Source organism: Ruegeria sp. I3, from assembly GCF_056532525.1.
Map to the genome: position 1 here is coordinate 609,196 of NZ_JBQFNI010000001.1, position 21,634 is coordinate 630,829.

Here is a 21,634-nt window from a genome sequence, read left to right on the forward strand (position 1 = left end):
CTAAAAGCGGCCGACTCCCTGGCCGTGTCGCGTGCAGGATTGCGCGCAAACCGGAAAAGACCCGGCCAAATAGACAGCCGGGCGTTGCTATAGTTGTGAGCGGTGTTGTCTGCCGGAATTTACATCCGGCCCGGTATTACCTAAGTCCGCAAAACGGGCTTCGGAGGTTCCGGCGACACTATCACAGAATCGTGAGCGTTCCAAATCGACTGCTCTTGAAGCCATGTCAGGAATTGTTCCCCCAACGCGGCGAATCCGGTTGACTTGGGCGCATGAGCGGTTAAAAGCGCACGCTCATAAGGATTCAACCGAAAGGCCCCTGCCTTTTCGGACGCAGGAGATAACCATGGCGAAGCCGACGACAATCAAGATCCGTCTGAACTCGACCGCGGGCACGGGCCACTTCTACGTGACCAAGAAGAACGCGCGCACCATGACCGAGAAAATGACCATTCGTAAATACGATCCGGTCGCTCGGAAGCATGTCGAGTACAAAGAAGGCAAGATCAAGTAATCTGCCCTCTGACATACTTTTTGAAGAAGGACTCTGCCATGCAGGGTCCTTTTTTGTATTGTTTTGGGGTATCTCTTGGTCGGCCTAAACCAAGCGGGGGCGTTGCAGGGGCGCATCAGAGGTTTGGGTGTTCTGAATCTCAGCGGCTTGCTTTTTCTAATCCCCTGCCGCTACGCTTCAGCAACCCTTTCCAAAATGTTGACCGCCATGAAAAAAATCTTGTTGCCCGCTCTTGCTGTTCTGACATTGTCAGCCTGCGAAGACCCCTTTAACCGCGAAGGTGTTGGTTTCACCGGGATTGATGGTGAACCGCGCACAGTGTCGGATGTAAAAGGCGCCGTAGCCTTTTTGCCGCCAGAAACCAACATCCCGGCGGAACTGGCCAAGCTGCCAACGGTCCAGGTTACATCGGACAAAGCCGAGCTTGAAAAGATCGCGGGTGTCGCAATCGATAATGGCGGTCGCTCAGATGCGAATTCAGTTCAGCTCACTGGCAGTGATACCAATCTGTACCTGAGCAATGTCAGTGTAAACGGTCAGTTGTTCGGCGTCCTGCGTACGGAAAACAACTCCACCAAAGTTGATACATCGGTGGGCTCGGCCTTTGGCGCTCAAACAGAACGCTTTACCGGATGCTTGCCCGCGGGTGATGTATACCGCAAAGGTTCGTCCGAGCGCAGTTCGGGTTTTGCAGTGCCACTGAACTGCCGTTAATTTAGCTTACACAATCTAAGTAAAAGCCCCCGCCATTGGCGGGGGCTTTCTAGTTTCAGAGTTTCTGCAAGTCTTACGAGGCGCTGAACAAGGGCCCAAACCCAGCAGCGGTCATTCAATCCATATGACACACCGGACGATGATCACGCGAGTTCAGAGGCCCCCGCCATCCGTAGGCATCCAAGCAAGCGCTATGCGTGTTCTCTATTTCGCCTCACCGCCAAAGAATAATCAGTGGTGAAACTCAGCCCCGATCAGCAGAACTGTTTAACCTCAACTGATAGGAAGCCACGTTCATTGCTCTACCAATGCCTGCCCATTCTCGTCAAAGAAATGAAGTTTGTCGGTGGGGAAATGCAGGCCGATCTTTGCCCCAGGCTTTAGAGCGGTGTCCCCATTCAGGCGCACGGTAACCTTCTCTTCGGCGCCGCAATCCACAATCAGAAAGGTATCTGCCCCCAGATACTCAATCACCTCGATGATGCCATCACATTGCCCATCGCCCGATGATACAACATCGATGTGTTCGGGGCGAATGCCGAGTTTGCTTGCTACACCCGAGCGTGCAAAGCCGCCGCCTCTGCCATGTTCCAGAGTGTAGCCATCATTCTGAGTCGTGCACGGCAATATGTTCATTTTGGGGCTGCCAATGAACTGTGCGACAAACAGGTTGGCAGGGCGTTCGTAAAGTTCGCGGGGTGTGCCGACTTGCGCGATCTTGCCGTACTCAAGCACGACGATGCGGTCGGCCAATGTCATCGCTTCAACCTGATCGTGCGTCACGTAGATCATTGTGCGCTTTAGGTTCTGATGAAGTTTCGCGATTTCGTAACGCATTTCGACACGAAGCGCTGCATCAAGATTCGAGAGCGGTTCATCGAACAGAAACGCCGTCGGGTCGCGCACGATAGAACGACCAATTGCAACGCGCTGCCGCTGTCCACCGGACAGGTCCTTGGGGCGACGTTCCAGAAAAGGTCCCAGCTTGAGAACCTCGGCGGCTTTATTGACCTGCTCTGCTATCTCGGCCTTCGGAACACCCGCGACCTTAAGTGAGAACCCCATATTTTCGGCGACTGTCAAGTGGGGATAAAGCGCATAGGACTGGAACACCATCGTCAGACCCCGCTTGGAGGGTGGGTGATCCGTGACATCATTGCCGTTGATTAGTAGCGATCCGCGCGAGATATCTTCAAGCCCACCGATCATGCGAAGCAGGGTGGATTTTCCACAGCCCGATGGACCGACGAAGACGATGAATTCACCTTCATCAATCATTAGGTCAACGCCTTTGATGACCTGGGCCGAGCCAAACCACTTTTCGACGGATTTTAGTTCGATGCTGCCCATTAGTTCCTCCCTGCCCAATGCAGCCAAACTGCGGCTGTCCAGGTGAATGAATTCCCTCCGGCAGGGCTGCCGGTCAGTGGATCGTAGTATTCAGCGAAGCCGTTCGTTGCGATCAGCTGCGACGTTTTCTGGCGCAGTGCCTCGGCTTCTTCCAGGTGCCCCATATCCGCCAATCCAAACCCGATCAGCATATTCATGAACCCCCAAGTGGGACCCCTCCAGTACCTGCGTTGGTCGAAGTTGGGCATCGCGGGGTCATAGCTGGGAACTGGAAAGGGTACTTTTGCAAGCGTCGCCTGCAGGCGCTCCAGCATGTGCTGTGAATCAAGCCCCCCAAACCAGCAAAGATACGACGCGTTAGAGATGCTTCCGGCCCAATCACCAGTCAGCGCATCACGCGAGTCGAACGAGCTCAGCGTTTCGTTCCACAAAGATCGCGCGCCCGCTTCGAGCCTTTGAATGTCGCTACTTAGTCCATCCGCATCAATTCCAAGCCTTTCGCTGATCTCCTGCAGATCGCGTGCGGCGCGCAGAGCGATAAATGTCATCGTCGGATCTGCGACTCGGAAGGGATTCAGGCTCAGCAACTTCTGTTGATCCCAGTCGGCCTGGCAGCCGATCTGAACCAATTTGATATAGCGGTCATAGTCGTATTTGGTCGGTCGGTCTGCACTGTTGACGTGGCTTGTGTCACGACGCTGGTAGTCTCCGACACCTGTGGGATCTACGCCCTCCATTGCTTTGTCCCAGTCCGGTGCATTGTCGCGACCAGCTTCCCACGGATGCGTGGTGCAGACCGCGCCGTGTTCGTCGAGTCGCCATTTCATGATCCAGCGATGCCACGCCAGCAGAGATGGGAAGAGCGCGCGAACGCGGTCCGCGCCTGCATCGCCATCTTTTTCCCAGATCTTCCGCGCCACAGTTGCAGCCACCGGGGGCTGAATGATGCCTGAGGACGGGATCGGCCCGTGGCCACCCCAGACATCCGGGCCGGGGTAATATCCGTCATCCTGTTTGTGGAACAGGATATGCGGCACCATTCCATCATCCCACTGGCCCGAGAACAGTGTTTCAAGTTCCACCCATGCTCGATCAATGTCGAACTCGGCAAAACCAAGCGCCGCAATCGCGCTGTCCCAATTCCATTGATAGGGGTAAAGCCCTTCGGTCGGGATGGTGTAGCCGCCGCGATCATTGGCAACCAGAATGTTGCGCGCCTCGCGGTCGGGGTTTGTATGTTGGTTCATCTCAGTCATCCTTTGACGGACCCCGCAGTCAGGCCCTTAGTCATGAAACGTTCAAGTCCCAGGAACAGCGCCATGATCGGAACGGTGGCGATCACCGCACCGGCCATCAGATGCTGTCGGGGAATTTCCGAGGAGTTCAGCATCGTGACGCCTCGGGTCAGGGTAAATTTCGAAGGGTCGTCCAGCAGCATGAAGGCCAGCAGGAACTCGTTCCAAGCGATCATGAAGACGTAGAGCGAGACCGACGCCAGCGCAGGCAGGCTAAGCGGCAGCGTAATCTTCCAAATCACTGCCAGCCGCGAAAGCCCATCCATGAGACCGGCCTCTTCCACCTCAGTCGGCAAGCCACGGAAATAACCTTGCAGCATGTACAGCGCGACAGGGATCGTCGTGACCGGGTAGATCATCACGATGCCAAGTATCGAGTTGCGCAAGCCGGTCAGCGAGAACGCGATATAGATCGGCAGCGCCAGGACGATCATCGGCACCATGTAGATCAGCAGGATCGAGCGTGAGAACGCCTTTTGCCCCGAGAAACGGAACCGCGCCACCGCATAGGCTCCGGGGACGCTGAACAGCAGGGTGATAAAGACCGTCAGGACCGAGACGTAGAGCGAGGTCCAAAGATAGGTGCCGAAGTTGAAATCGCGAAACAGTTCGGTATAGCTGCGAAACAGCGCGGTGCCTTGTGATAGATCTACCGAGAAATCCAGCGGGTTCTGCAACAGGGCCTGTTGCGACTTCAGGCTGGTCATCACCATCACATAGAACGGGATGATCACGATCGCCGTGAAGAAGATATAGCCAAAGCCCGTGCAGAACCGGATCACGGCCTCTTCGTACTCGTGGCGGGTGAGCTCGCCGAACGGTGTCTCTTTCAGGATTGCGGCAACGGATAGGTGCATCACGACTGCCATCGCTACCACGGTGACCAGTATTGCCTGCAGGGATGTGTCAGAGCCGATCAGGACAGGCCCGACTCCGGTCTGGCAAGACAGGCCTAACAAGGCGGAAACACCCAGTCGGGCCGGTGCGCGTTGCGCCGGGAAGCGGACATACACCAGACCGGCAACAGCCCCCCATATCAAGCAGAGCAAGACCTGTGGCCGGAACGCAGCCCCGGTCGAGAATGACATGGTGATGGCGACTGTTGTGGCGATCACCACCAGCCAGAGCGCGCCTAGAATCGGGGCGGTTATATACCCTTTGCGCATCACAAACCCTCCTCACGGCTGATGAAGCGGAAGAAGACGAAGCTGAAGGCAATCAGGCACATCAGGATCACAACGGCCACCGCTGCGCCTGCGCCGATGTTCGAAACCGCAAAGGCCTGTTCATAGACATTTACAGTCAGAGTACGGGTGCCGGCATTGCCGCCGGTCAGCAGGAAGATGTCGTCGAACTTGTTGAACGTCCAAATGAAACGCAGCAGGAACAGTACCGACAGGATGCCCAGCAGTTGCGGGATGCTCAGCAGCCAGAACTTCTGGAATGGTGAGGCTCCATCCATATCCGCTGCTTCATACATGCTAGAGTCGATGGATTGCATCCTCGCCAGAATGAACAGGAAGGACAGCGGGAAATAGCGCCAGATCTCGAACACTGTGACCATGATCAGCGCCAAAGGGCGTTCCCCGAAGAAGTTGATCGGTTCACTGCTTAGTCCCATCTGCACCAACAATGCGTTGGCAGAACCCGAGAACGGGTCGAACAAGGTGACCCATGTGAAGGCCACAGCGATGACCGGCGCCACATAGGGGAACAGATAGAGGCCGCGTATGAACCCTTGTCCTTTGAAGCTTTTGTTCAGCAACAAGGCTGCAAACAGGCCCATCACCAAAGCTCCAATGGTGCCGACCACGGTGTAGAACAACGTAACCCACAGCACGCCCCAGAACTCGTCTCCATCAAAGACACGGGCGTAGTTTTCCAGACTGAATTCAAGGTTGGTCAGGACGCTGGGTCCGCTCCCGGTCACGCCGGGCTCTGATCCTTCGAGCAGCTCTTCGAAAGCGTCCGGATCTCCGTCCAAGGTGACCGGAATACGGATGCGTTCGCGTTGACCGCCTTCCAGTGTGCCGAAATCGCAGAACAGGTCTTGCCCGTCCAGACCACAGGGACTTGCAACTTCGCGCGCCGTCACGCCGTCCGGTAGAACATCTGTCAGGGTGACGCCGACAACGGCGATGTCCTGACTTGAGTTGCGGACGCGGTATTCAATCCGCAGATCCTCGCCAGATCCGCGCAAGCTTTCACGCACCACAGGTGCAGGCGGACGAAGGTCAGACAGGGTGAAGGGCTTGAAGCTGATCCAAAAGATCGCCAGCAAGGGCAGGATCACCACAAGCGATACACTGATCACTGTCGGAGCCAGCAGCGTCCAGGCCAGACGCGCCTCGCGTTTGGCTAGCGCCCCGGTTCCGGTCGGTGGGGTGGCCGAAGACATGGGATACCTCGAAGGGTTGGGTGCAGCGGCGTAATCGCCGCTGCATGTGTCACAAGGTTACTGAACCTTCGCGAGCTCGTCGTTCATTGCGGCCACTGCAGCGGCGGCATCGATTTCATCGTCGATATATTGGCGCACGACACGGTTAATTGCCTGGCTGTTGATCATTTTGGACGCCAAAGCCAGCTGGCCTTCAGCAACGCCCCAGCGCTGCGCCACGTCCAGACCGCCGACGATCTCATCGATCATCGCCTGATCATACAGCTCGCCCAACGGGGCTTTGCGGTCCACGCCAACAGGCAGCTCTGCCCATGCTTCCGAGAACGCGGTCGGGTTGTCAGCATTACCGCGACGGACCGGGAACTTGCCCTCGGGTGCGATGGCCAGTGTTTGAGTATAGCCGTCATCCATGGCGAATTTCACGAACTCCATCGCCGCGTCGGTGTCGGCGTCGTTGGTAATGCCAAAGTAACGAACGTCACCCCAAGCCGCGCCATCTGGGTTCGATGGGCCCGAGAAGTTAGTGACGATACCAGTCTTCGAGGCCAGATCGCGTGAGGTCGGATCATCGTTGATCGTCGGCGGGGCGCTGTCGCGCAGACCGGCCAGTTCGTCAAGGATGAAGGGCGACCAGATGATCATCGCTGCTTTGCCATCAAAATACAGCTCGCGCGATTGTTTCCAGAATAGCTCACCCGGGGGCGAGGCTTTCGAGATCGCCTTGTAGAAATCCAATACCTCTATGGTCTTGGCTTCATCCAGCGGCTGGAATCCGTCCGCGCCAACAGGGGTCACGCCATTGGCGAGGAACACATGCTCCAAAACCTGACTCATGAAGTTTTCATCAACTTTGGTTGCAGCAACGAAACCGTACATCTCGGGCGGGTTGTGCAACTGCTCCAGCGCAGCAACGACGTTGGCGAATGAGTTCGGGGCCTCAAGGCCCGCTTCATCAAACAGGTCTTTGCGGTAGAGAACCATTTGGGTCCACCCATCGACCGGTACCGACGCGGTTTCGTCATTGAACGCCGCCATACCAAGCGCGCCGGGGGCGAAGGTGTCGGCGCCCAGTTCTTCGATCACTTCGGTGGCGGCTTCGGTGTCCAGAATGCCCGCTTCAGCCCATGGCAGGGCATATTGCAGCGGATGATAGACCACATCTGGCAGGTCTCCGGCGGCAAATGCTGCTGTGGCGCGTGTGCCCAGATCACTTTCGGTGACCGGGATAACCTCGACCGTGGTGCCGGTTTCAGCCTTGAACTGGTCAGCCATTTCCTGTTGCTTGGCCAGCCGCTCGGGCTGTTCTTCGGTGGTCCAGAAGCGGATCGTATCCGCCTGAGCTGACGTCGTCGCCAATACTAGCGCAAGCGATGTTCCAAGCATCATTCGCGATGCTAAAGGTGCAAGTTTCATAGTCGGTTTCCTCCCCGGTTATGATCTTTTGAAAGTTGAATTTTTCGGGCCAGTTCCTCGGCTGTAACGCTTGGTGGCCCGTCGGAACTGCGTTCGATCAGAACGGCCTCACCAATCTCACGCAGATCTGCGGGCGCTTCACCGCGAGTCTGACTGATCAGCATCGTCGCAAGGCGTTCTCCTGCCCGCTTAGAATCGACGCTGAACGTGGTTAGACCAGGGCTGACATATTGGCATTCAGGGATGCCGTCATATCCCAGAATTGATACATCTTGCCCGACCTCGAGGCCCAGTTCTGTACAGACCGAGTAACACCCCAGCGCAGCCAGATCCGTTGCAAATACTATTGCAGTAGGTGGGTGATTCAGCGTCAAAAGCGCGCGTGCCTCAACCGCACCCTCCTCGCGCGTACGAGCACCTTCCCGGATCAACTCGGGATCGGCAAGCAAGCCCGCGATCTTGAGACCTTCGAGATAACCGTCACGGCGCAGATGGCTGTAGTTGAATTTCGGATCGCTACCGACATATCCGATACGCGTATGGCCAAAATCGACGAGCCGACCAACCGCATCACGGGTTGCAGATTCACCCGAAATGTCGAACCAGGATGTCTCATCCTGCCAGTCCGCCTGCCCATACCCCGTGCGGCCATACATGATGAAGGGAACCTTCAACTCTTGCAGGTATTTCACCCTCGCATCGTCGACCTCGGTCCGGGGCAGAATGAATCCATCGGCTTTGCGCTCTTCGACAAGCCGCCCCAATACATCAAGCATATCTTTTTCGGACTTCGCCGTAGAAATCGTCATCGTCCAGTCGGATGCGCTCGCCGCTTCGCATGCTCCGGCCAGAAAGTCCTGAAGAAATGGATTATGCCGGTCTGGTTCTTCGCTGTTGATGACCATGGCGATGGCGCGCACCCGCCCGGTTCGTATCGCCTGCGCATGGCTGAGTGGGCGATAGCCCATCTTTCGCGCCGTGGTTTCAACGCGCTTTCTCGTGGATTCCGAGATGTCGGTATATCCATTCAGGGCGCGGGACACCGTGCTCTTAGAAAGCCCAAGATGATCGGCCAATTGATCCAGTTTTACCCTGCCGGGGCCAGAATGACTCCGGGGGCGAGACTGCGGTTGCTGGAGACTTGGATTCGTCATCATTCTTCTATTTGTTTTCTCCGAAACCGGTTTCGGCAATCAAAATTATGAAATTCTTTGATTGGATCGACCAAGTACACGAACGTTCCAATGGCGAAAGGCGCTGATGAACGCATATGCAAACTTGCAAACGCGGCTTTCAGAGTGGTGCAAAATTAGGGTTGCGCCAACATGGTTGACTGCCGACTGCTACAGTAACTGCAGGCTGATCATTGTTCGCGGAGCTTTGATGGGAATCGGTGAATTGAGCATGAGGACTATGCGTAAATACGGGCGACTATCCGGCTATGAGGGCGTGTAAAATTTGTGGAGGCAAAATAAACTAGTCGGAACATCATGCGAATTCACCAAGGCTTGGTATGGGCTTTTGAAGAGCAACATAAAAAAAGCCCCGCTTAGCGGAGTGCTAAGCGGGGCTTTCTGTATTCTGTTGGAAGCAGTTTTATTCTCTGTTGCCCAGTAGTTGCAGCAGGAACATGAACATGTTGATGAAGTCCAGGTACAGGTTCAATGCACCCATGATTGCCGCTTTGCCAAGCCATTCCTGATCGCCAGCATGAGCCATCTGCAGATAGGTGGTTTTGATCTTCTGCGTGTCATAGGCGGTCAGGCCGGCAAAGATCAGCACACCCAGGATCGACACTGCGAACATGATCGCAGGCGACTGCAGGAAGATGTTGATAACCATCGCGACGATCAGGCCGATAACGCCCATCATCAGGAAAGTACCCATGCCGGACAGGTCTTTCTTGGTCACATAACCGTACAGCGAAAGACCTGCAAACGCGATCGAAGTCACCAGGAATACCTGCGCGATCGAGATGCCGGTGAATGCTACGAAAATCCAGCTCAGCGACAGGCCCATGACGGCTGCAAATGCATAGAAAAACAGCTGTGCGCCAGATGCAGACAGCCGGTTGATCGCAGCGCCAAAGCCAAACACCATCGCCAAAGGTGCAAACATCACAATCCAGCCCAGGATATTGGGGCTCAGCGTGACCGGATCACGGAAGATCGACAGCAGCTGCGGGCTCGAGCCCACGGCCCATGCCACGGCAAATGTGATCAGCATGCCTACGGACATCGTGCCGTAGACTTTGTTCATATGGGCGCGCAGGCCCTCGTCTATCTCGGCAGCGCGCGCGCCGGACGCCGTCCGGATCGTGTCGAATTGTGCCATATAGGGGTCTCCCTTCAATATTCTGTTCGCAGCCCACGGATGCGAGCCGGTTTCCCGGTAAATATCGGAGAGTGTGGCCCTCGTTTCAAGGGTTTTAAGCCTGAAACTCAGCAAAACTGTCGGCAATTTTTGCAACTGTCGCCAAAAAACCGGCGGCTTGGTCGCCAAATCCCTCAAGCCGCCGGTATTTTCGAATTAATACAGATGTTTGTGCCAGCTGTCGGGCGCGTCCCAGAACGGGCGCTCTGCTTCGTTACGCGCGTCTTTGCGTGAAACGCCGATGTCATTCAGTGCATCATCATCAAGCTGGGCGAGTTCGCGACGCTGACGAGCGAGGTTAAACAGGTCAAGTATCCGGTCGCCAATTGCCTTACGCTTGATGCGACGAGGGGTTGAGATGGCTATATGGGTCATGATCATTGCCCTTTCCTGATTGTTTGATGAAACTTAGCGATTCAATCAATTTCCTTGATCTATATGGAGCAGTCTGACATATTTTGGAAATGAATGTTTATGACGAGTCTCATAAGGAATCTTGAACATGCGAAATTTGGACATCACTACATTGCGGTCTTTCGTAGCTGTTGCTGATCATGGTGGCGTGACGCGTGCCGCTGGATTTCTTCACCTCACGCAATCTGCGGTCTCTATGCAGCTAAAACGGCTGGAAGAGCTTTTGGGCCTGGAATTACTGGATCGATCCGGCCGAACCATCGCGCTAACGGCGTCCGGAGAGCAGTTGCTGGCTTATGCGCGGCGGATGATTGCGTTGAATGATGAGGTAATCGGGCGGCTGACGGATCAGGCGTTTGAGGGCGAGGTCGTGCTAGGCGTACCGCATGACGTCGTTCATCCGTTCATCCCGCGGGTGTTGAAGCGTTTCAATGCCAGCTTTCCCCGGGTCAGCGTGAACTTGGTAACGTCCAACACGCGGCACTTGAAAGAAGAGTTCGCACGCGGAAGCTTCGATCTGATTGTGACTACGGAATCGGGTGCGGGCGAAGGTGCCGAAACCCTGCACCATATGCCTTTGCGTTGGGTTGGCGCGTTGAACGGATCTGCCTGGCGCCAAAAGCCTTTGCGGCTGGGGTTTTGCCGGAATTGCATTTTTCGCCCAGTCGCGACAGCGGCGCTGGATGATGCGGGAATCGAATGGGATATGAGCATCGACAGCGATTCCGACCGCACCGTTGAAGCCACCGTCAGCGCTGATCTGGCTGTGGGAGTTTTGCTGGAAGGCACCCAGCCCAGCCATCAGGAACTGATTGACCATGCCGGGGTTCTGCCGGATTTGCCTGTGCAGTTCATCAACCTCTATGGTGCCGAGCGGGTACGTGAGGAATACGTATCAGAGCTTGCGAACCTACTGCGCCAAAATTTCAATCATCCAACGGCGCAGCCGCTTAAAGTGGCGAGTTGATGCGGATCACCACCTTGCCAGTGGATTTGCGATCGCGCAGCAGTTCCAAACCTTTTGCTGCATCCTGCAAGGGCAGGACGTGGCTGATATGAGGCTTTATCCGGCCCTCAGAATGCCAGCGGAACAACGTGCTGAAGCTGTCGCGCACGATCTCGGGTCTGAAATTCAGATAGCCGCCGATATATACGCCGATCACGGTCAGGTTCTTGACCAATAGATGGTTGGCCGGGATCTGGGGCACCTCACCTCCCGCAAATCCGATCGGTAACAAGCGGCCTTCCGGGTTGGTCGCGCGGAAGGCGGCCTTGAAGACATCTCCACCAATCGCATCGTAGACCACGTCAGCACCACCCAGAGCGAGAACGCGGTCGCGCAGGTCTTCGCTTGCGTCAAGCAAATGGTCTGCACCAGCTTTTTGTGCCACGGCCAATTTGTCATGCCCGCGGGCTTGGGCGATGACTGTCGCCCCCATCAGTTTTCCGATTTCAACTGCGGTCAATCCCACGCCACCGGCAGCACCGGTGACCAGTAGGGTCTCGCCCGATTGCAGTCGCGCCCGGTGCGCAAGAGCAATATGGCTGGTGCCATAGGCAATTTGGATCGCGGCCGCGTCTTCGAAACTCATGGAATCTGGAAGGGGAATTGCCCGGTCCGCATCAAAAACGCCTGATTCGGCCAGGCCGCCTTGACCTGAATAGACTGCAACACGATCGCCCAACTTCAAATGCGTAGCATTGTTTCCAATTTCGGTGACAATCCCTGCAATCTCCATGCCCAGCGTAAACGGTGCTTCGGGGGTGTCTTGATACGTTCCTTTCTGCATCAGAAGGTCTGCAAAGTTCAGGCCGCAGGCGCGGATTGCGATACGAACTTGGTTCTCTTGCAGCGGTGCTTCGCGTGTTTCGCATAGCTGAGCGGGTGCCCCTTTGGTCTCGATACGAAATGCCTGCATCATTGGTCTCCGCTCTTTTGTCGCCATAGGCCGTTTGGCTTGACCGTTTGTCAATTCCATTCGCAATCTTCACAGCGTTAAACTGAATAGGGTGGATCAACTGTTTCCCATTTAGAAACTATCAATCTCTATGTTGGCCGTACAACCACAAACCACTGTTCGAATTCTCTGATTCAACCAGCTTGAAAAAATAACGGATTGCGGCAATATTGTACTATGGTGCTGTTCGGGGGGCACGATCCGAATTAGGGAGTTCTTAAGCAGCGACCCGCTAACTAAGCGGCGATGGCTGCTGTCGCGGTTTCCCGGACAGGTGTTTGTGTAAAGGAGACTACCAATGACCCATCACGTCGATGTCCATGTGGGCAAACGCGTCCGGCATCGCCGCTGGCTGATTGGCATGACTCAGCAGCAGTTGGCGCAGCAAGTTGGTATCAAGTTTCAACAAATCCAAAAATACGAAACAGGGGCCAACCGGATAAGCGCATCGCGTTTGTGGGACATTGCCGAAGCTTTGGATGTTCCAGTCAGCTTTTTCTTCGAGGGTCTTGAAGAGGCTCAGAAGTCGGATGCAGACAAGAAATCGGTTCCTGCGGATTTGATGGGTGATAAAGAAGCGCTTGATCTTGTTCGCTCGTATTATGCGATCCCGGAAAACCAGCGTCGCCGCCTGTTTGAACTGGCACGCGTGCTGAGCGACGTCGCCTGATACAAGCGCTTGACTTCGCGGGGTGTTGGGCGCACGGGTAAGCAATGCAAAACACCCTACGAAGCGATCTAGAGATTGCCGAAGAAATGGCCGACGCTGCGCGGGCGGCCATTCTTCCGTTTTTCCGCCAATCTAACCTGAAGACAGACAACAAACTCAATGCCGGTTTTGATCCGGTGACAGCCGCTGATCGCGAAGCAGAAAAAGCAATGCGTAGGGTGCTGGCTGATCACCGGCCTGAGGACGGTATCCTGGGGGAAGAGTTCGGTCATTCCGAGGGAACAAGCGGACGAGTTTGGGTGCTGGACCCAATTGATGGCACGCGCGGTTTCATAAGTGGTACGCCCACATGGGGTGTCTTAATCGCCCTGAGCGATGAGACTGGACCGAAGCTTGGTGTGATCGATCAGCCCTATATCGGCGAACGTTTTATCGGAGATAAAGAGCACGCCTTTGTCAAAGGCCCTTTGGGACGCACCGAACTTGGGACGCGTGACACTCGATCTCTGGACCAGGCGATCATCTTCACCACCTTCCCGGAGGTTGGCAGCGCGGTCGAGGCCGCCGCCTTCAAGGCGGTTTCTCAGAAAACGAAGCTGACACGCTATGGGATGGATTGTTATGCCTACGCGTTGCTCGCTGCAGGTCAAACCGATCTAGTGGTCGAGGCCGGATTGAATTCCTACGATATCCAGGCCCCAATCGCGGTGATCGAGGCCGCGGGTGGTATTGTGACGGATTGGCAGGGCAATCCGGCTCATAATGGTGGGCGTGCGCTCGCTGCAGCCAATACTGAGATTCATGCGGCAGCGCTAGAAATTCTGAAGCAATACTAAACGGGTTGCCGACCCTTCTTTGCGACTTTAAACTGATCACGGCTGGTTCTTACGCCCGTTTTCCACCAGCCCATCACTCCATGCATGAGACGGGCAGTATGCGGGAGTGCGAAAATGACAGAATTTCTGATCCGTAACGCCGATATGATCCTGACGATGGATGATGATCGGCAAGAGCTTGCAGGCGCTGATCTGCTGGTTCGGGATGGTAAGATTGCCCAGATTGGCCAGCGCCTTACGAGCGATGGCGAAATACATGATGCCACTGGGTGTGTTGTGACCCCCGGTCTGGTGAACACCCATCACCATCTCTACCAAACGCTCACCCGCGCGGTTCCCGGCGGGCAGGACGCTTTGCTGTTTGGTTGGTTGCGAACGCTCTATCCCATCTGGTCCCGCTTTGGTCCTGACGAGATGTTTATATCTGCCCAGATCGGATTGGCCGAGATGGCACTGTCCGGCTGCTCGCTTAGCTCTGACCACCTTTACCTATATCCCAATGGCGCGCGGCTTGAACACACGATCCATGCAGCGTCAGAGCTGGGGCTGCGTTTTCATCCCACGCGTGGGGCTATGAGCATTGGCGAAAGTGATGGTGGACTGCCTCCTGATGCTCTGGTCGAATCCGAGCGGGCTATTCTGGAGGATATGATCCGCGTAGTAGATGCCTATCACGACCCATCTGAGGGTTCGATGTGTCGCGTTGGTTTGGCGCCATGTTCGCCGTTCTCGGTTAGCCGAGACTTGATGCGTGATGCCGCGCTGTTGGCGCGCGACAAAGGTGTGATGCTGCACACCCATCTGGCGGAGAACGATGAGGATATAGCCTATTCTCAAGATCAGTTCGGATGTAGACCCGGCCAATACGCCGAAGAATTAGGCTGGACCGGTTCGGATGTCTGGCACGCTCATTGTGTCAAGCTGGATGGCGCCGAGATTGACCTGTTCGCACGTAGCCGAACCGGCGTTGCGCACTGTCCATGTTCCAATTGTCGTCTTGGTTCAGGTATCGCGCCAGTCCGAAAAATGCGTGATCAAGGCGTGCCAGTCGGGTTGGGTGTGGATGGATCAGCCAGCAACGACAGCGGCAATCTGATGGCCGAGGCGCGCCAGTCCATGCTGCTGCAACGAGTCGCAAACGGCGCTGACGCCATGTCGGCCCGTGAGGCGCTTGAGATCGCCACCCGAGGCGGGGCGGATGTGTTGAATCGGCCCGATTGCGGCCGGCTTATGCCCGGTAAACGAGCTGATATTGCCATTTGGGACGTGCAAGGAATTGAAAGTGCAGGCAGTTGGGACCCCGCTGCGCTCCTTCTGGCCGGACCAACGCGTGTCAAACACCTCTTTGTCGAGGGACGCCAGATTGTTCGTGACAGCCAGATCGCCACGATCGACCTGCCAAGGGTCATCGAAACCCAGAATCGTCTGGCACGCGCGCTGGCAGAATAGCGGATCCGCTCTTCATCTGGCTAAAAATACCTCCGCCGGAGGCATGGGCCATAGGCCCATTCCTATCGACCAGAAACAGCTCGTCCGGCGATCCAGGTATCGGTTACGGCACGGTCATCACCCATCATAATGGTCGGGAACACCGCTTCCCAAAGATCATCAGCATGAGCTTCGCGCTGGGCGATAGCAGGCGTCGATGCGAGGTTCAGCACCGCCAGATCGGCCTCCATGCCCACGGCGATGTTGCCAATACGGTTATCCATCCGCAGGGTACGAGCCGATCCCACCGTTCCAAGCCAAAGCAATTGCGACGGGTGCAAGGGTTGGCCCCGCAATTGACCAATCTCATAGGCCGCAGCCATTGTGCGCAGCATTGAAAAACTTGAGCCGCCTCCGGTGTCGGTGGCCAAGCCCACGCGGTGCCCTGAGTGGATCAGACCATTCATGTCAAACAGGCCAGAGCCGATAAACGTGTTTGATGTGGGGCAGTGGATCAGAGCTGCATCTACCTCGCGCAGACGATCGCGCTCCCGCTCTTCCAGATGGATCACGTGCCCGTAAAGGCCATTTCCACCCAGCAGCCCAAACTGCTCATAGGTGTCCAGATAGTCGCGCGCGTCGGGGAACAGGGATCGGACCCATTCGATCTCATCGGTCTGTTCGCTCAGATGGGTTTGCATCAGGCAGTCGGGATGCTCGGCCCAAAGCGCGCCCATCGCCTCCAGCTGTTCTGGCGTCGATGTCGGCGAAAATCGTGGAGTGATGGCGTAAGATATGCGATCAACCCCATGCCACTTTTCAAGCAGAGCTTTGGACTGGTCGTACCCGGTTTGTGCAGTATCCCGCAGCCCCTCAGGCGCATTGCGATCCATGCAGGTTTTACCCGCGACAACCCGCTGCCCACGCGCCTGCGCGGCGGTAAAGAAGGCATCAACACTCTCTGGATGAATGGTACAAAAGCTGCACATGGTCGTGGTGCCATGGGCTGCGGTTAGGTCTAGATATCTGTTTGCAATTTCAGCGGCATAGGCGGGGTCGTCAAACTTCATCTCTTCAGGGAACGTGTAGCTGTTCAGCCAATCGATCAGCCGCTTTCCCCAGCTCGCGATCATTGCCGTCTGCGGATAGTGGACATGAGAATCCACAAATCCCGCCATGATCAGCTGATCGCCATAATCCTTAATGTTGGCTTCGGGATGCGCGTCAGACAGGTCGGACGCCTGGCCCAGTGCCGCGATGCGGCCATCTTCGATCAGGACGGCTTGGTGAATTTTGGTCGCATCGGTGGGCTCACCTTCGAACGGTGATCCGTTGAAGCTAAGCACACGTCCCTTCAGAAGCGTCTTTTGCGCCATTTGTTCTGTTCTCCGCCTGTTTTGGACCGCCAACCAGCATAGGGGCGCGAAAGATGCGGGTAAATTGGACCATTGTCATTGTTTTCCGGTAGCTGCTTCTTCTATCTAGGGGCAATCGACAAGAAAGAGGGGCAGCGCATGACGACAGGCAACGACGAAGCCAGACCCGATCAGCCCCGCGATGAGGACGCCTATGCGCTGGACCCGCGAACCGTTGCGGCCATCCTTTATGCGGTTGATGTCGAAGATCGTGCCAAGCTGATTGAGCTGATGGAGCCGCTGCACGCGGCCGATATCGCTGACCTTCTGGAACAGATCAATCCTTACGACCGTGCGCGCCTGATCCGGTTGTATGACAAAGAGTTCGACGGCGATATCCTGTCGGAGCTCGACGAGTCAGTTCGGGAAGAAGTAATCAATGTCCTGAAACCGGACGTTCTGGCCGAAGCCGTTCGGGATATGGAAAGTGATGACGTTGTTGACCTTCTGGAAGACCTTGAAGAGCCGCAGCAAGAAACCATCCTGGGCGCGCTTGAAGACTCCGAACGCGTCGCGGCAGAGCAAGCCCTATCTTATCCAGAAAACTCTGCTGGCCGCCTTATGCAGCGCGAGGTGGTCATGGCGCCCGATCACTGGACCGTGGGGCAGGCCATCGATTTCATGCGTGCCACCGACGATTTGCCGGAACAGTTCTATCACGTCATACTTGTTGACCCGCGATTGAAACCGGTTGCTCAGGTCACGCTGGGCAAGTTGATGGCAACCCGGCGCGAGGTGCCGCTGCAGGACATTGCCGAAGATGAATTCCACACCATCCCCGTCGAACAGGATGAAGAGGACGTAGCCTATGCGTTCAATCAGTATCACCTGATTTCGGCTCCCGTCGCGGATGGCGACGGTCGTTTGGTCGGTGTCATCACCATCGACGATGCGATGGTGGTCCTGGACGAAGAATACGAAGAAGATATGCTGCGTCTTGCGGGCGTCTCGGACGAAAGCTCTCTGTCCGATAGTGTAGCGGCAACCAGTAGGCGCCGCTTGCCTTGGCTTGGTGTCAATCTGGTTACCGCGATTTGCGGATCGCTGGTGATTTCTCAGTTTGAGGCTGCGATTGATCAACTGGTGGCGCTCGCGATCCTGATGCCGATCGTCGCCTCGATGGGGGGCAATGCCGGGACCCAATCACTTACCGTTGCAGTGCGGGCGTTGGCAACACGCGACCTGACCGGCTCGAACGTAGGGCGCGTGATCCGGCGAGAACTGCTGGTGGGAATGCTCAACGGGCTGTGTTTCGCTATCGTGTTGGGAACCGTCGGGATGATGTGGTTCGACTCCCCGCTGCTGGGTGTCGTGATCGGATCTGCGCTGGTCGTGAACATGATCATCGCGGGCTTTGCTGGTACGGTAGTACCGGTCGTGCTGGACCGTCTGGGTGTTGACCCGGCGCTGGCGTCAGGAACCTTTGTGACCACGACAACGGATGTCATGGGGTTCTTCATCTTTCTGGGGCTTGCCAGCGTGGTGCTACTGTGAACGAGACAACCGATCTGACCGAAATCAAGGCCACAGCGCGCAAGGCGGCATTCGTGCGACGCAAGGTAGCGTTTGATATGCGCATCCCTGGCGCGGCCGGGCGCTTGTCCGAGGTTCTGGCGGGTCATCGCGGTGTTCCCATGTCTGGCTATATGCCGATCCGCACCGAAATCGACCCGCTGCCTGCAATGGCCGAGGCTTCTGCATATGGCCCAGTGGGCGTGCCTGTCATTCAGGCCGCAGGGCAGGCCTTGCGCTTCTCTCGATGGACGCCTGAGGGCATGCTGAAAGATGGACCCTTCGGCGCGAAAGTTCCCGAGATCGATGACTATTTCGACCCGGAAATCCTGATCGTGCCACTGGTTGCCTTTGATGCGCAGGGTGGTCGCTTGGGGTATGGCGGCGGCTTCTATGATCGCACGCTTGAAGGGTTGCGCGCCAAGCGCCCGACGCTTGCCATAGGATTTGCTTTTGATGCGCAGGAAGCCGAACACCTGCCGCTGGAGCCGACTGATCAACCACTCGATATGGTGATTACTGAAAGCCGGGTGCTAACTTTCTAAGTTATCCCTCGCTATGCGCGATCGCGATTTCCTTTACATTGGCAGCCTTCAGGCTGAGTGATTGTTTGCTTCTGCCTTGTTATTGCCACTTCCAGCCCCTAGGACCGCAATCATGAGGATTTTGTTTCTTGGTGACGTCATGGGGCGCTCGGGTCGCGCCGCCATCCAACAGCATTTGCCACGTCTGCGTGACGAATGGCGGCTGGATTTTGTCGTTGTCAACGGCGAGAACGCCTCGAACGGAATGGGGCTGAGCGGGGATCACGCCAAGTTGCTTTTGGACGCGGGGGCCGATTGTATCACCTTGGGCGATCATGCTTTCGACCAGAAAGACATGCTGCAGTTTATTGAGAAAGAACCTCGCATCGTGCGTCCGTTGAATTATGCCAAAGGGGCACCGGGGCGGGGGCATCGACTGTTCACCGCGCCGGGCGGTCGCAAGGTTTTGGTGGTGCAGGTGTTAGGGCAGGTCTTCATGAAACGCCCCTTTGACGATCCCTTTTCGGCCATTGAACCGATCCTGAAATCGCACCCACGCGGCGGCCAGGCGCAGGCGATCATCGTCGACATGCATTGCGAGGCAACGTCCGAGAAAATGGCGATGGGCCATTATTGCGACAAACGCGCAAGCCTTGTGGTTGGGACGCATACGCATGTGCCTACCGCGGATGCGCAGGTATTGCCGGGCGGTACAGGATACCTGACCGATGCCGGGATGTGCGGCGACTATGACTCGGTCATCGGAATGGACAAGCAGGAACCGATGCGCCGGTTCATAACCGGGATGCCCAAGGCGCGGTTTACGCCTGCGACCGGTGAGGCGACCTTGAGCGGAGTTTTTGTCGAAACCGATGACCGCGATGGAAGCGCAAAATCCGTGCAGATGATTCGTGTTGGCGGGCGGTTGCAGCAGTCTACACCCTGAAAAGCACGTCAGACTTGCCCCGCCGCACGCAATACGTGAAACTACCTATTAGGCGCGTATGCCAGATCAGGGTTCGGACAGAATACCAAGAATGCAATTCCTTCAACTGACAGAGATGGGCAGCGCAATTCTGGCGCTGATGATCGTAGCGGGCATGTTCATCATGTTTCTGCGCGAGGTCTATCCGACCGAAGTTGTCGCCATCGGCGGGGCGGCCCTGATGCTGGCAACCGGTATCCTGCCCTATCAAAGTGCGCTTGCAGTCCTTTCGAATCCCGCGCCGTGGACCATCGGCGCGATGTTCATCATCATGGGTGCCTTGGTGCGCACCGGAGCGCTTGACGCGTTCACCTCGCTCGCGCAGAAGCAGGCGCAGGTGAACCCTCGGTTTGCCATCGGGTTATTGATGGCGTTTGTCGTCGTTGCTTCGGCGGTGGTATCCAACACGCCGGTTGTCGTTGTAATGATCCCGGTCTTTATCCAGATCGCCCGCACGCTGAATGTTTCGGCGTCCAAATTGTTGATCCCGCTCAGCTATGCGGCGATCCTTGGGGGTACGCTGACGCTGATTGGCACCTCGACTAACCTGTTGGTCGATGGTGTGGCCCGCGCACAGGGTATGACGGCGTTTTCAATCTTCGAGGTTACCCCGCTGGGCATCGCGCTGGTGATCTACGGTATGGTGTACCTGCGCTTCATTGCGCCACGACTGCTACCCGAGCGTGACAGCATGGCTGAGATGCTCAGCGACCGGTCCAAGATGAAGTTCTTTACTGAGGCGGTTATCCCACCCGACAGCAATCTGATCGACCGCGAAGTGACCGGCGTTCAGCTGTTCAAGCGCCCCGGTGTGCGCCTGATCGACGTCATCCGAGGCGATGACTCGCTGCGGCGGAACCTCAAGGGGGTGACGCTGAAAGTGGGCGACAGGGTAGTTTTGCGCACCGAGATGACCGAATTGCTGAGTCTTCAAAGCAACAAGGAACTCAAGCGCGTGGATCAGGTCTCAGCCGTTGAGACCAAGACAGTTGAGGTTCTGATCACGCCGGGCTGCCGTATGGTCGGTCGAACGCTTGGTGCGATGCGGTTACGTCGCCGATATGGTGTCTACGTCCTGGCGGTTCATCGCAGGAACCAGAATATCGGGCGTCAGTTGGATGCTTTGACCGTGCGTGTCGGGGATACGCTGCTGTTAGAGGGCTCGCCTGCGGATATCCAGAAGCTGGCCGCCGATATGGATATGGTCGATGTTACGCAACCTTCGGCACGAGCGTTTCGCCGCAGCCATGCGCCCATAGCCATCGGTGCGCTGGTCGGGATCGTCGCCCTGGCGGGGTTGGGCGTGGCACCGATTTTGCTGTTGTCGATCATCGCCGTTGCCGTGGTTCTGCTGACCCGATGTATCGACGCGGATGAGGCGTTCTCATTTGTCGAAGGCCGATTGCTGGCCCTGATCTTCTCCATGCTCGCAATTGGGGCTGCGCTCGATAAATCGGGCGCGGTTACACTGATTGTCGAAGCGGTCGCACCGGCGCTTGGCATGTTGCCACCTTTCTTGATCATATGGGCCGTATATCTGTTGACCTCGGTGCTAACCGAATTGGTTTCGAACAACGCCGTGGCGGTGGTGGTCACTCCGATCGCGATCTCTCTGGCTCAGGCTGTAGGAATTGATCCGCGCCCGCTGGTGGTCGCGGTGATGGTGGCGGCATCGGCATCCTTTGCGACGCCGATTGGCTATCAGACCAACATGATGGTGTATGGCCCGGGTGGGTACAGATTCACCGATTTTCTGAAAGTTGGTGTGCCGCTGAACCTGACTGTGGGTCTGCTGGCGTCACTTCTTATTCCGTTCATCTGGCCGCTCTGACACT

Annotated in this window: 20 protein-coding genes; 10 read left to right on the forward strand and 10 right to left on the reverse strand. The window is 56.4% G+C overall.

Annotated elements, in window-relative coordinates; genetic code table 11:
• Nucleotides 1-346: 346 nt before the first annotated feature.
• Nucleotides 347-514, forward strand: coding sequence for a 50S ribosomal protein L33 (rpmG, locus tag ACR0L9_RS03180; RefSeq protein ID WP_010441901.1), 168 nt, complete (start codon nt 347-349; stop codon nt 512-514).
• A 207-nt stretch (nt 515-721) separates the two neighbouring features.
• The gene (locus ACR0L9_RS03185; RefSeq protein ID WP_170392214.1) at nt 722-1,228 is read left to right on the forward strand and encodes a membrane lipoprotein lipid attachment site-containing protein; all 507 of its coding nucleotides are present in this window, start codon (nt 722-724) and stop codon (nt 1,226-1,228) included.
• Between the two features lie 294 nt (nt 1,229-1,522).
• On the opposite strand, the gene ACR0L9_RS03190 is transcribed toward ACR0L9_RS03185, so the two are convergent.
• The 8 genes from ACR0L9_RS03190 to ACR0L9_RS03225 all read right to left on the reverse strand — a co-directional run bounded on the left by ACR0L9_RS03190 (nt 1,523) and on the right by ACR0L9_RS03225 (nt 10,432).
• Nucleotides 1,523-2,578, reverse strand: coding sequence for a sn-glycerol-3-phosphate ABC transporter ATP-binding protein UgpC (locus ACR0L9_RS03190; protein ID WP_170401600.1), 1,056 nt, complete (start codon nt 2,576-2,578; stop codon nt 1,523-1,525).
• The gene (locus ACR0L9_RS03195; RefSeq protein ID WP_480454165.1) at nt 2,578-3,825 is read right to left on the reverse strand and encodes an MGH1-like glycoside hydrolase domain-containing protein; all 1,248 of its coding nucleotides are present in this window, start codon (nt 3,823-3,825) and stop codon (nt 2,578-2,580) included. The genes ACR0L9_RS03190 and ACR0L9_RS03195 overlap by 1 nt, the downstream gene beginning before the upstream one ends.
• 5 nt (nt 3,826-3,830) lie before the next feature.
• Nucleotides 3,831-5,039 carry a carbohydrate ABC transporter permease gene (locus ACR0L9_RS03200; protein ID WP_170732961.1) on the reverse strand — a complete coding sequence of 403 codons (1,209 nt, stop codon included), beginning with the start codon at nt 5,037-5,039 and terminating at the stop codon, nt 3,831-3,833.
• Nucleotides 5,039-6,271, reverse strand: coding sequence for a carbohydrate ABC transporter permease (locus tag ACR0L9_RS03205; RefSeq protein ID WP_480894742.1), 1,233 nt, complete (start codon nt 6,269-6,271; stop codon nt 5,039-5,041). The genes ACR0L9_RS03200 and ACR0L9_RS03205 overlap by 1 nt, the downstream gene beginning before the upstream one ends.
• 57 nt (nt 6,272-6,328) lie before the next feature.
• A complete protein-coding gene (locus tag ACR0L9_RS03210) occupies nt 6,329-7,684 on the reverse strand; it encodes an ABC transporter substrate-binding protein (RefSeq protein ID WP_480894744.1) in 1,356 nt (451 codons plus the stop codon).
• The gene (locus ACR0L9_RS03215; RefSeq protein WP_480544541.1) at nt 7,681-8,841 is read right to left on the reverse strand and encodes a LacI family DNA-binding transcriptional regulator; all 1,161 of its coding nucleotides are present in this window, start codon (nt 8,839-8,841) and stop codon (nt 7,681-7,683) included. Before ACR0L9_RS03215 ends, ACR0L9_RS03210 begins: the two co-directional genes overlap by 4 nt.
• Before the next feature lie 439 nt (nt 8,842-9,280).
• Nucleotides 9,281-10,018, reverse strand: coding sequence for a Bax inhibitor-1/YccA family protein (locus ACR0L9_RS03220; protein WP_010441904.1), 738 nt, complete (start codon nt 10,016-10,018; stop codon nt 9,281-9,283).
• Nucleotides 10,019-10,213: 195 nt separating this feature from the next.
• Complete coding sequence (locus ACR0L9_RS03225; RefSeq protein ID WP_480894746.1) at nt 10,214-10,432, reverse strand: DUF1127 domain-containing protein; 219 nt, start codon at nt 10,430-10,432, stop codon at nt 10,214-10,216.
• A 127-nt stretch (nt 10,433-10,559) separates the two neighbouring features.
• On the opposite strand from ACR0L9_RS03225, the gene ACR0L9_RS03230 reads away from it, so the two are divergent.
• On the forward strand, nt 10,560-11,438 hold the full coding sequence (locus tag ACR0L9_RS03230; protein ID WP_170392200.1) for a LysR family transcriptional regulator: 879 nt from the start codon (nt 10,560-10,562) through the stop codon (nt 11,436-11,438).
• Here ACR0L9_RS03230 and ACR0L9_RS03235 read toward each other — a convergent pair.
• Nucleotides 11,422-12,390, reverse strand: coding sequence for an NADPH:quinone oxidoreductase family protein (locus ACR0L9_RS03235; RefSeq protein WP_480586734.1), 969 nt, complete (start codon nt 12,388-12,390; stop codon nt 11,422-11,424). The two genes, ACR0L9_RS03230 and ACR0L9_RS03235, sit on opposite strands and share 17 nt — an antisense overlap.
• Before the next feature lie 337 nt (nt 12,391-12,727).
• Here ACR0L9_RS03235 and ACR0L9_RS03240 point away from each other — a divergent pair, with 337 nt between their 5' ends.
• From ACR0L9_RS03240 to ACR0L9_RS03250, 3 genes are all read left to right on the forward strand, one after another.
• Entirely contained in the window at nt 12,728-13,099 is a 372-nt protein-coding gene (locus tag ACR0L9_RS03240) for a helix-turn-helix domain-containing protein (RefSeq protein ID WP_170343628.1), read from the forward strand.
• A 44-nt stretch (nt 13,100-13,143) separates the two neighbouring features.
• Nucleotides 13,144-13,935 carry a histidinol-phosphatase gene (hisN, locus tag ACR0L9_RS03245; RefSeq protein ID WP_480894749.1) on the forward strand — a complete coding sequence of 264 codons (792 nt, stop codon included), beginning with the start codon at nt 13,144-13,146 and terminating at the stop codon, nt 13,933-13,935.
• A gap of 114 nt (nt 13,936-14,049) precedes the next feature.
• The gene (locus tag ACR0L9_RS03250) at nt 14,050-15,384 is read left to right on the forward strand and encodes an 8-oxoguanine deaminase (protein WP_480894751.1); all 1,335 of its coding nucleotides are present in this window, start codon (nt 14,050-14,052) and stop codon (nt 15,382-15,384) included.
• A gap of 62 nt (nt 15,385-15,446) precedes the next feature.
• Here the strand turns inward: ACR0L9_RS03250 and guaD are convergent, their stop codons facing one another.
• Complete coding sequence (gene guaD, locus ACR0L9_RS03255; protein WP_480894753.1) at nt 15,447-16,739, reverse strand: guanine deaminase; 1,293 nt, start codon at nt 16,737-16,739, stop codon at nt 15,447-15,449.
• A gap of 138 nt (nt 16,740-16,877) precedes the next feature.
• Between guaD and mgtE the strand changes: the two genes are divergently transcribed.
• The 4 genes from mgtE to ACR0L9_RS03275 all read left to right on the forward strand — a co-directional run bounded on the left by mgtE (nt 16,878) and on the right by ACR0L9_RS03275 (nt 21,630).
• Nucleotides 16,878-18,272, forward strand: coding sequence for a magnesium transporter (gene mgtE, locus ACR0L9_RS03260; protein WP_480894755.1), 1,395 nt, complete (start codon nt 16,878-16,880; stop codon nt 18,270-18,272).
• Nucleotides 18,269-18,835 carry a 5-formyltetrahydrofolate cyclo-ligase gene (locus ACR0L9_RS03265; protein ID WP_480562395.1) on the forward strand — a complete coding sequence of 189 codons (567 nt, stop codon included), beginning with the start codon at nt 18,269-18,271 and terminating at the stop codon, nt 18,833-18,835. The genes mgtE and ACR0L9_RS03265 overlap by 4 nt, the downstream gene beginning before the upstream one ends.
• Before the next feature lie 112 nt (nt 18,836-18,947).
• A complete protein-coding gene (locus ACR0L9_RS03270) occupies nt 18,948-19,760 on the forward strand; it encodes a TIGR00282 family metallophosphoesterase (RefSeq protein WP_170594671.1) in 813 nt (270 codons plus the stop codon).
• 91 nt (nt 19,761-19,851) lie between these two features.
• Nucleotides 19,852-21,630: an SLC13 family permease gene (locus tag ACR0L9_RS03275; protein ID WP_170392185.1), complete on the forward strand. Its 1,779-nt coding sequence runs from the start codon at nt 19,852-19,854 to the stop codon at nt 21,628-21,630.
• Nucleotides 21,631-21,634: the final 4 nt, after the last annotated feature.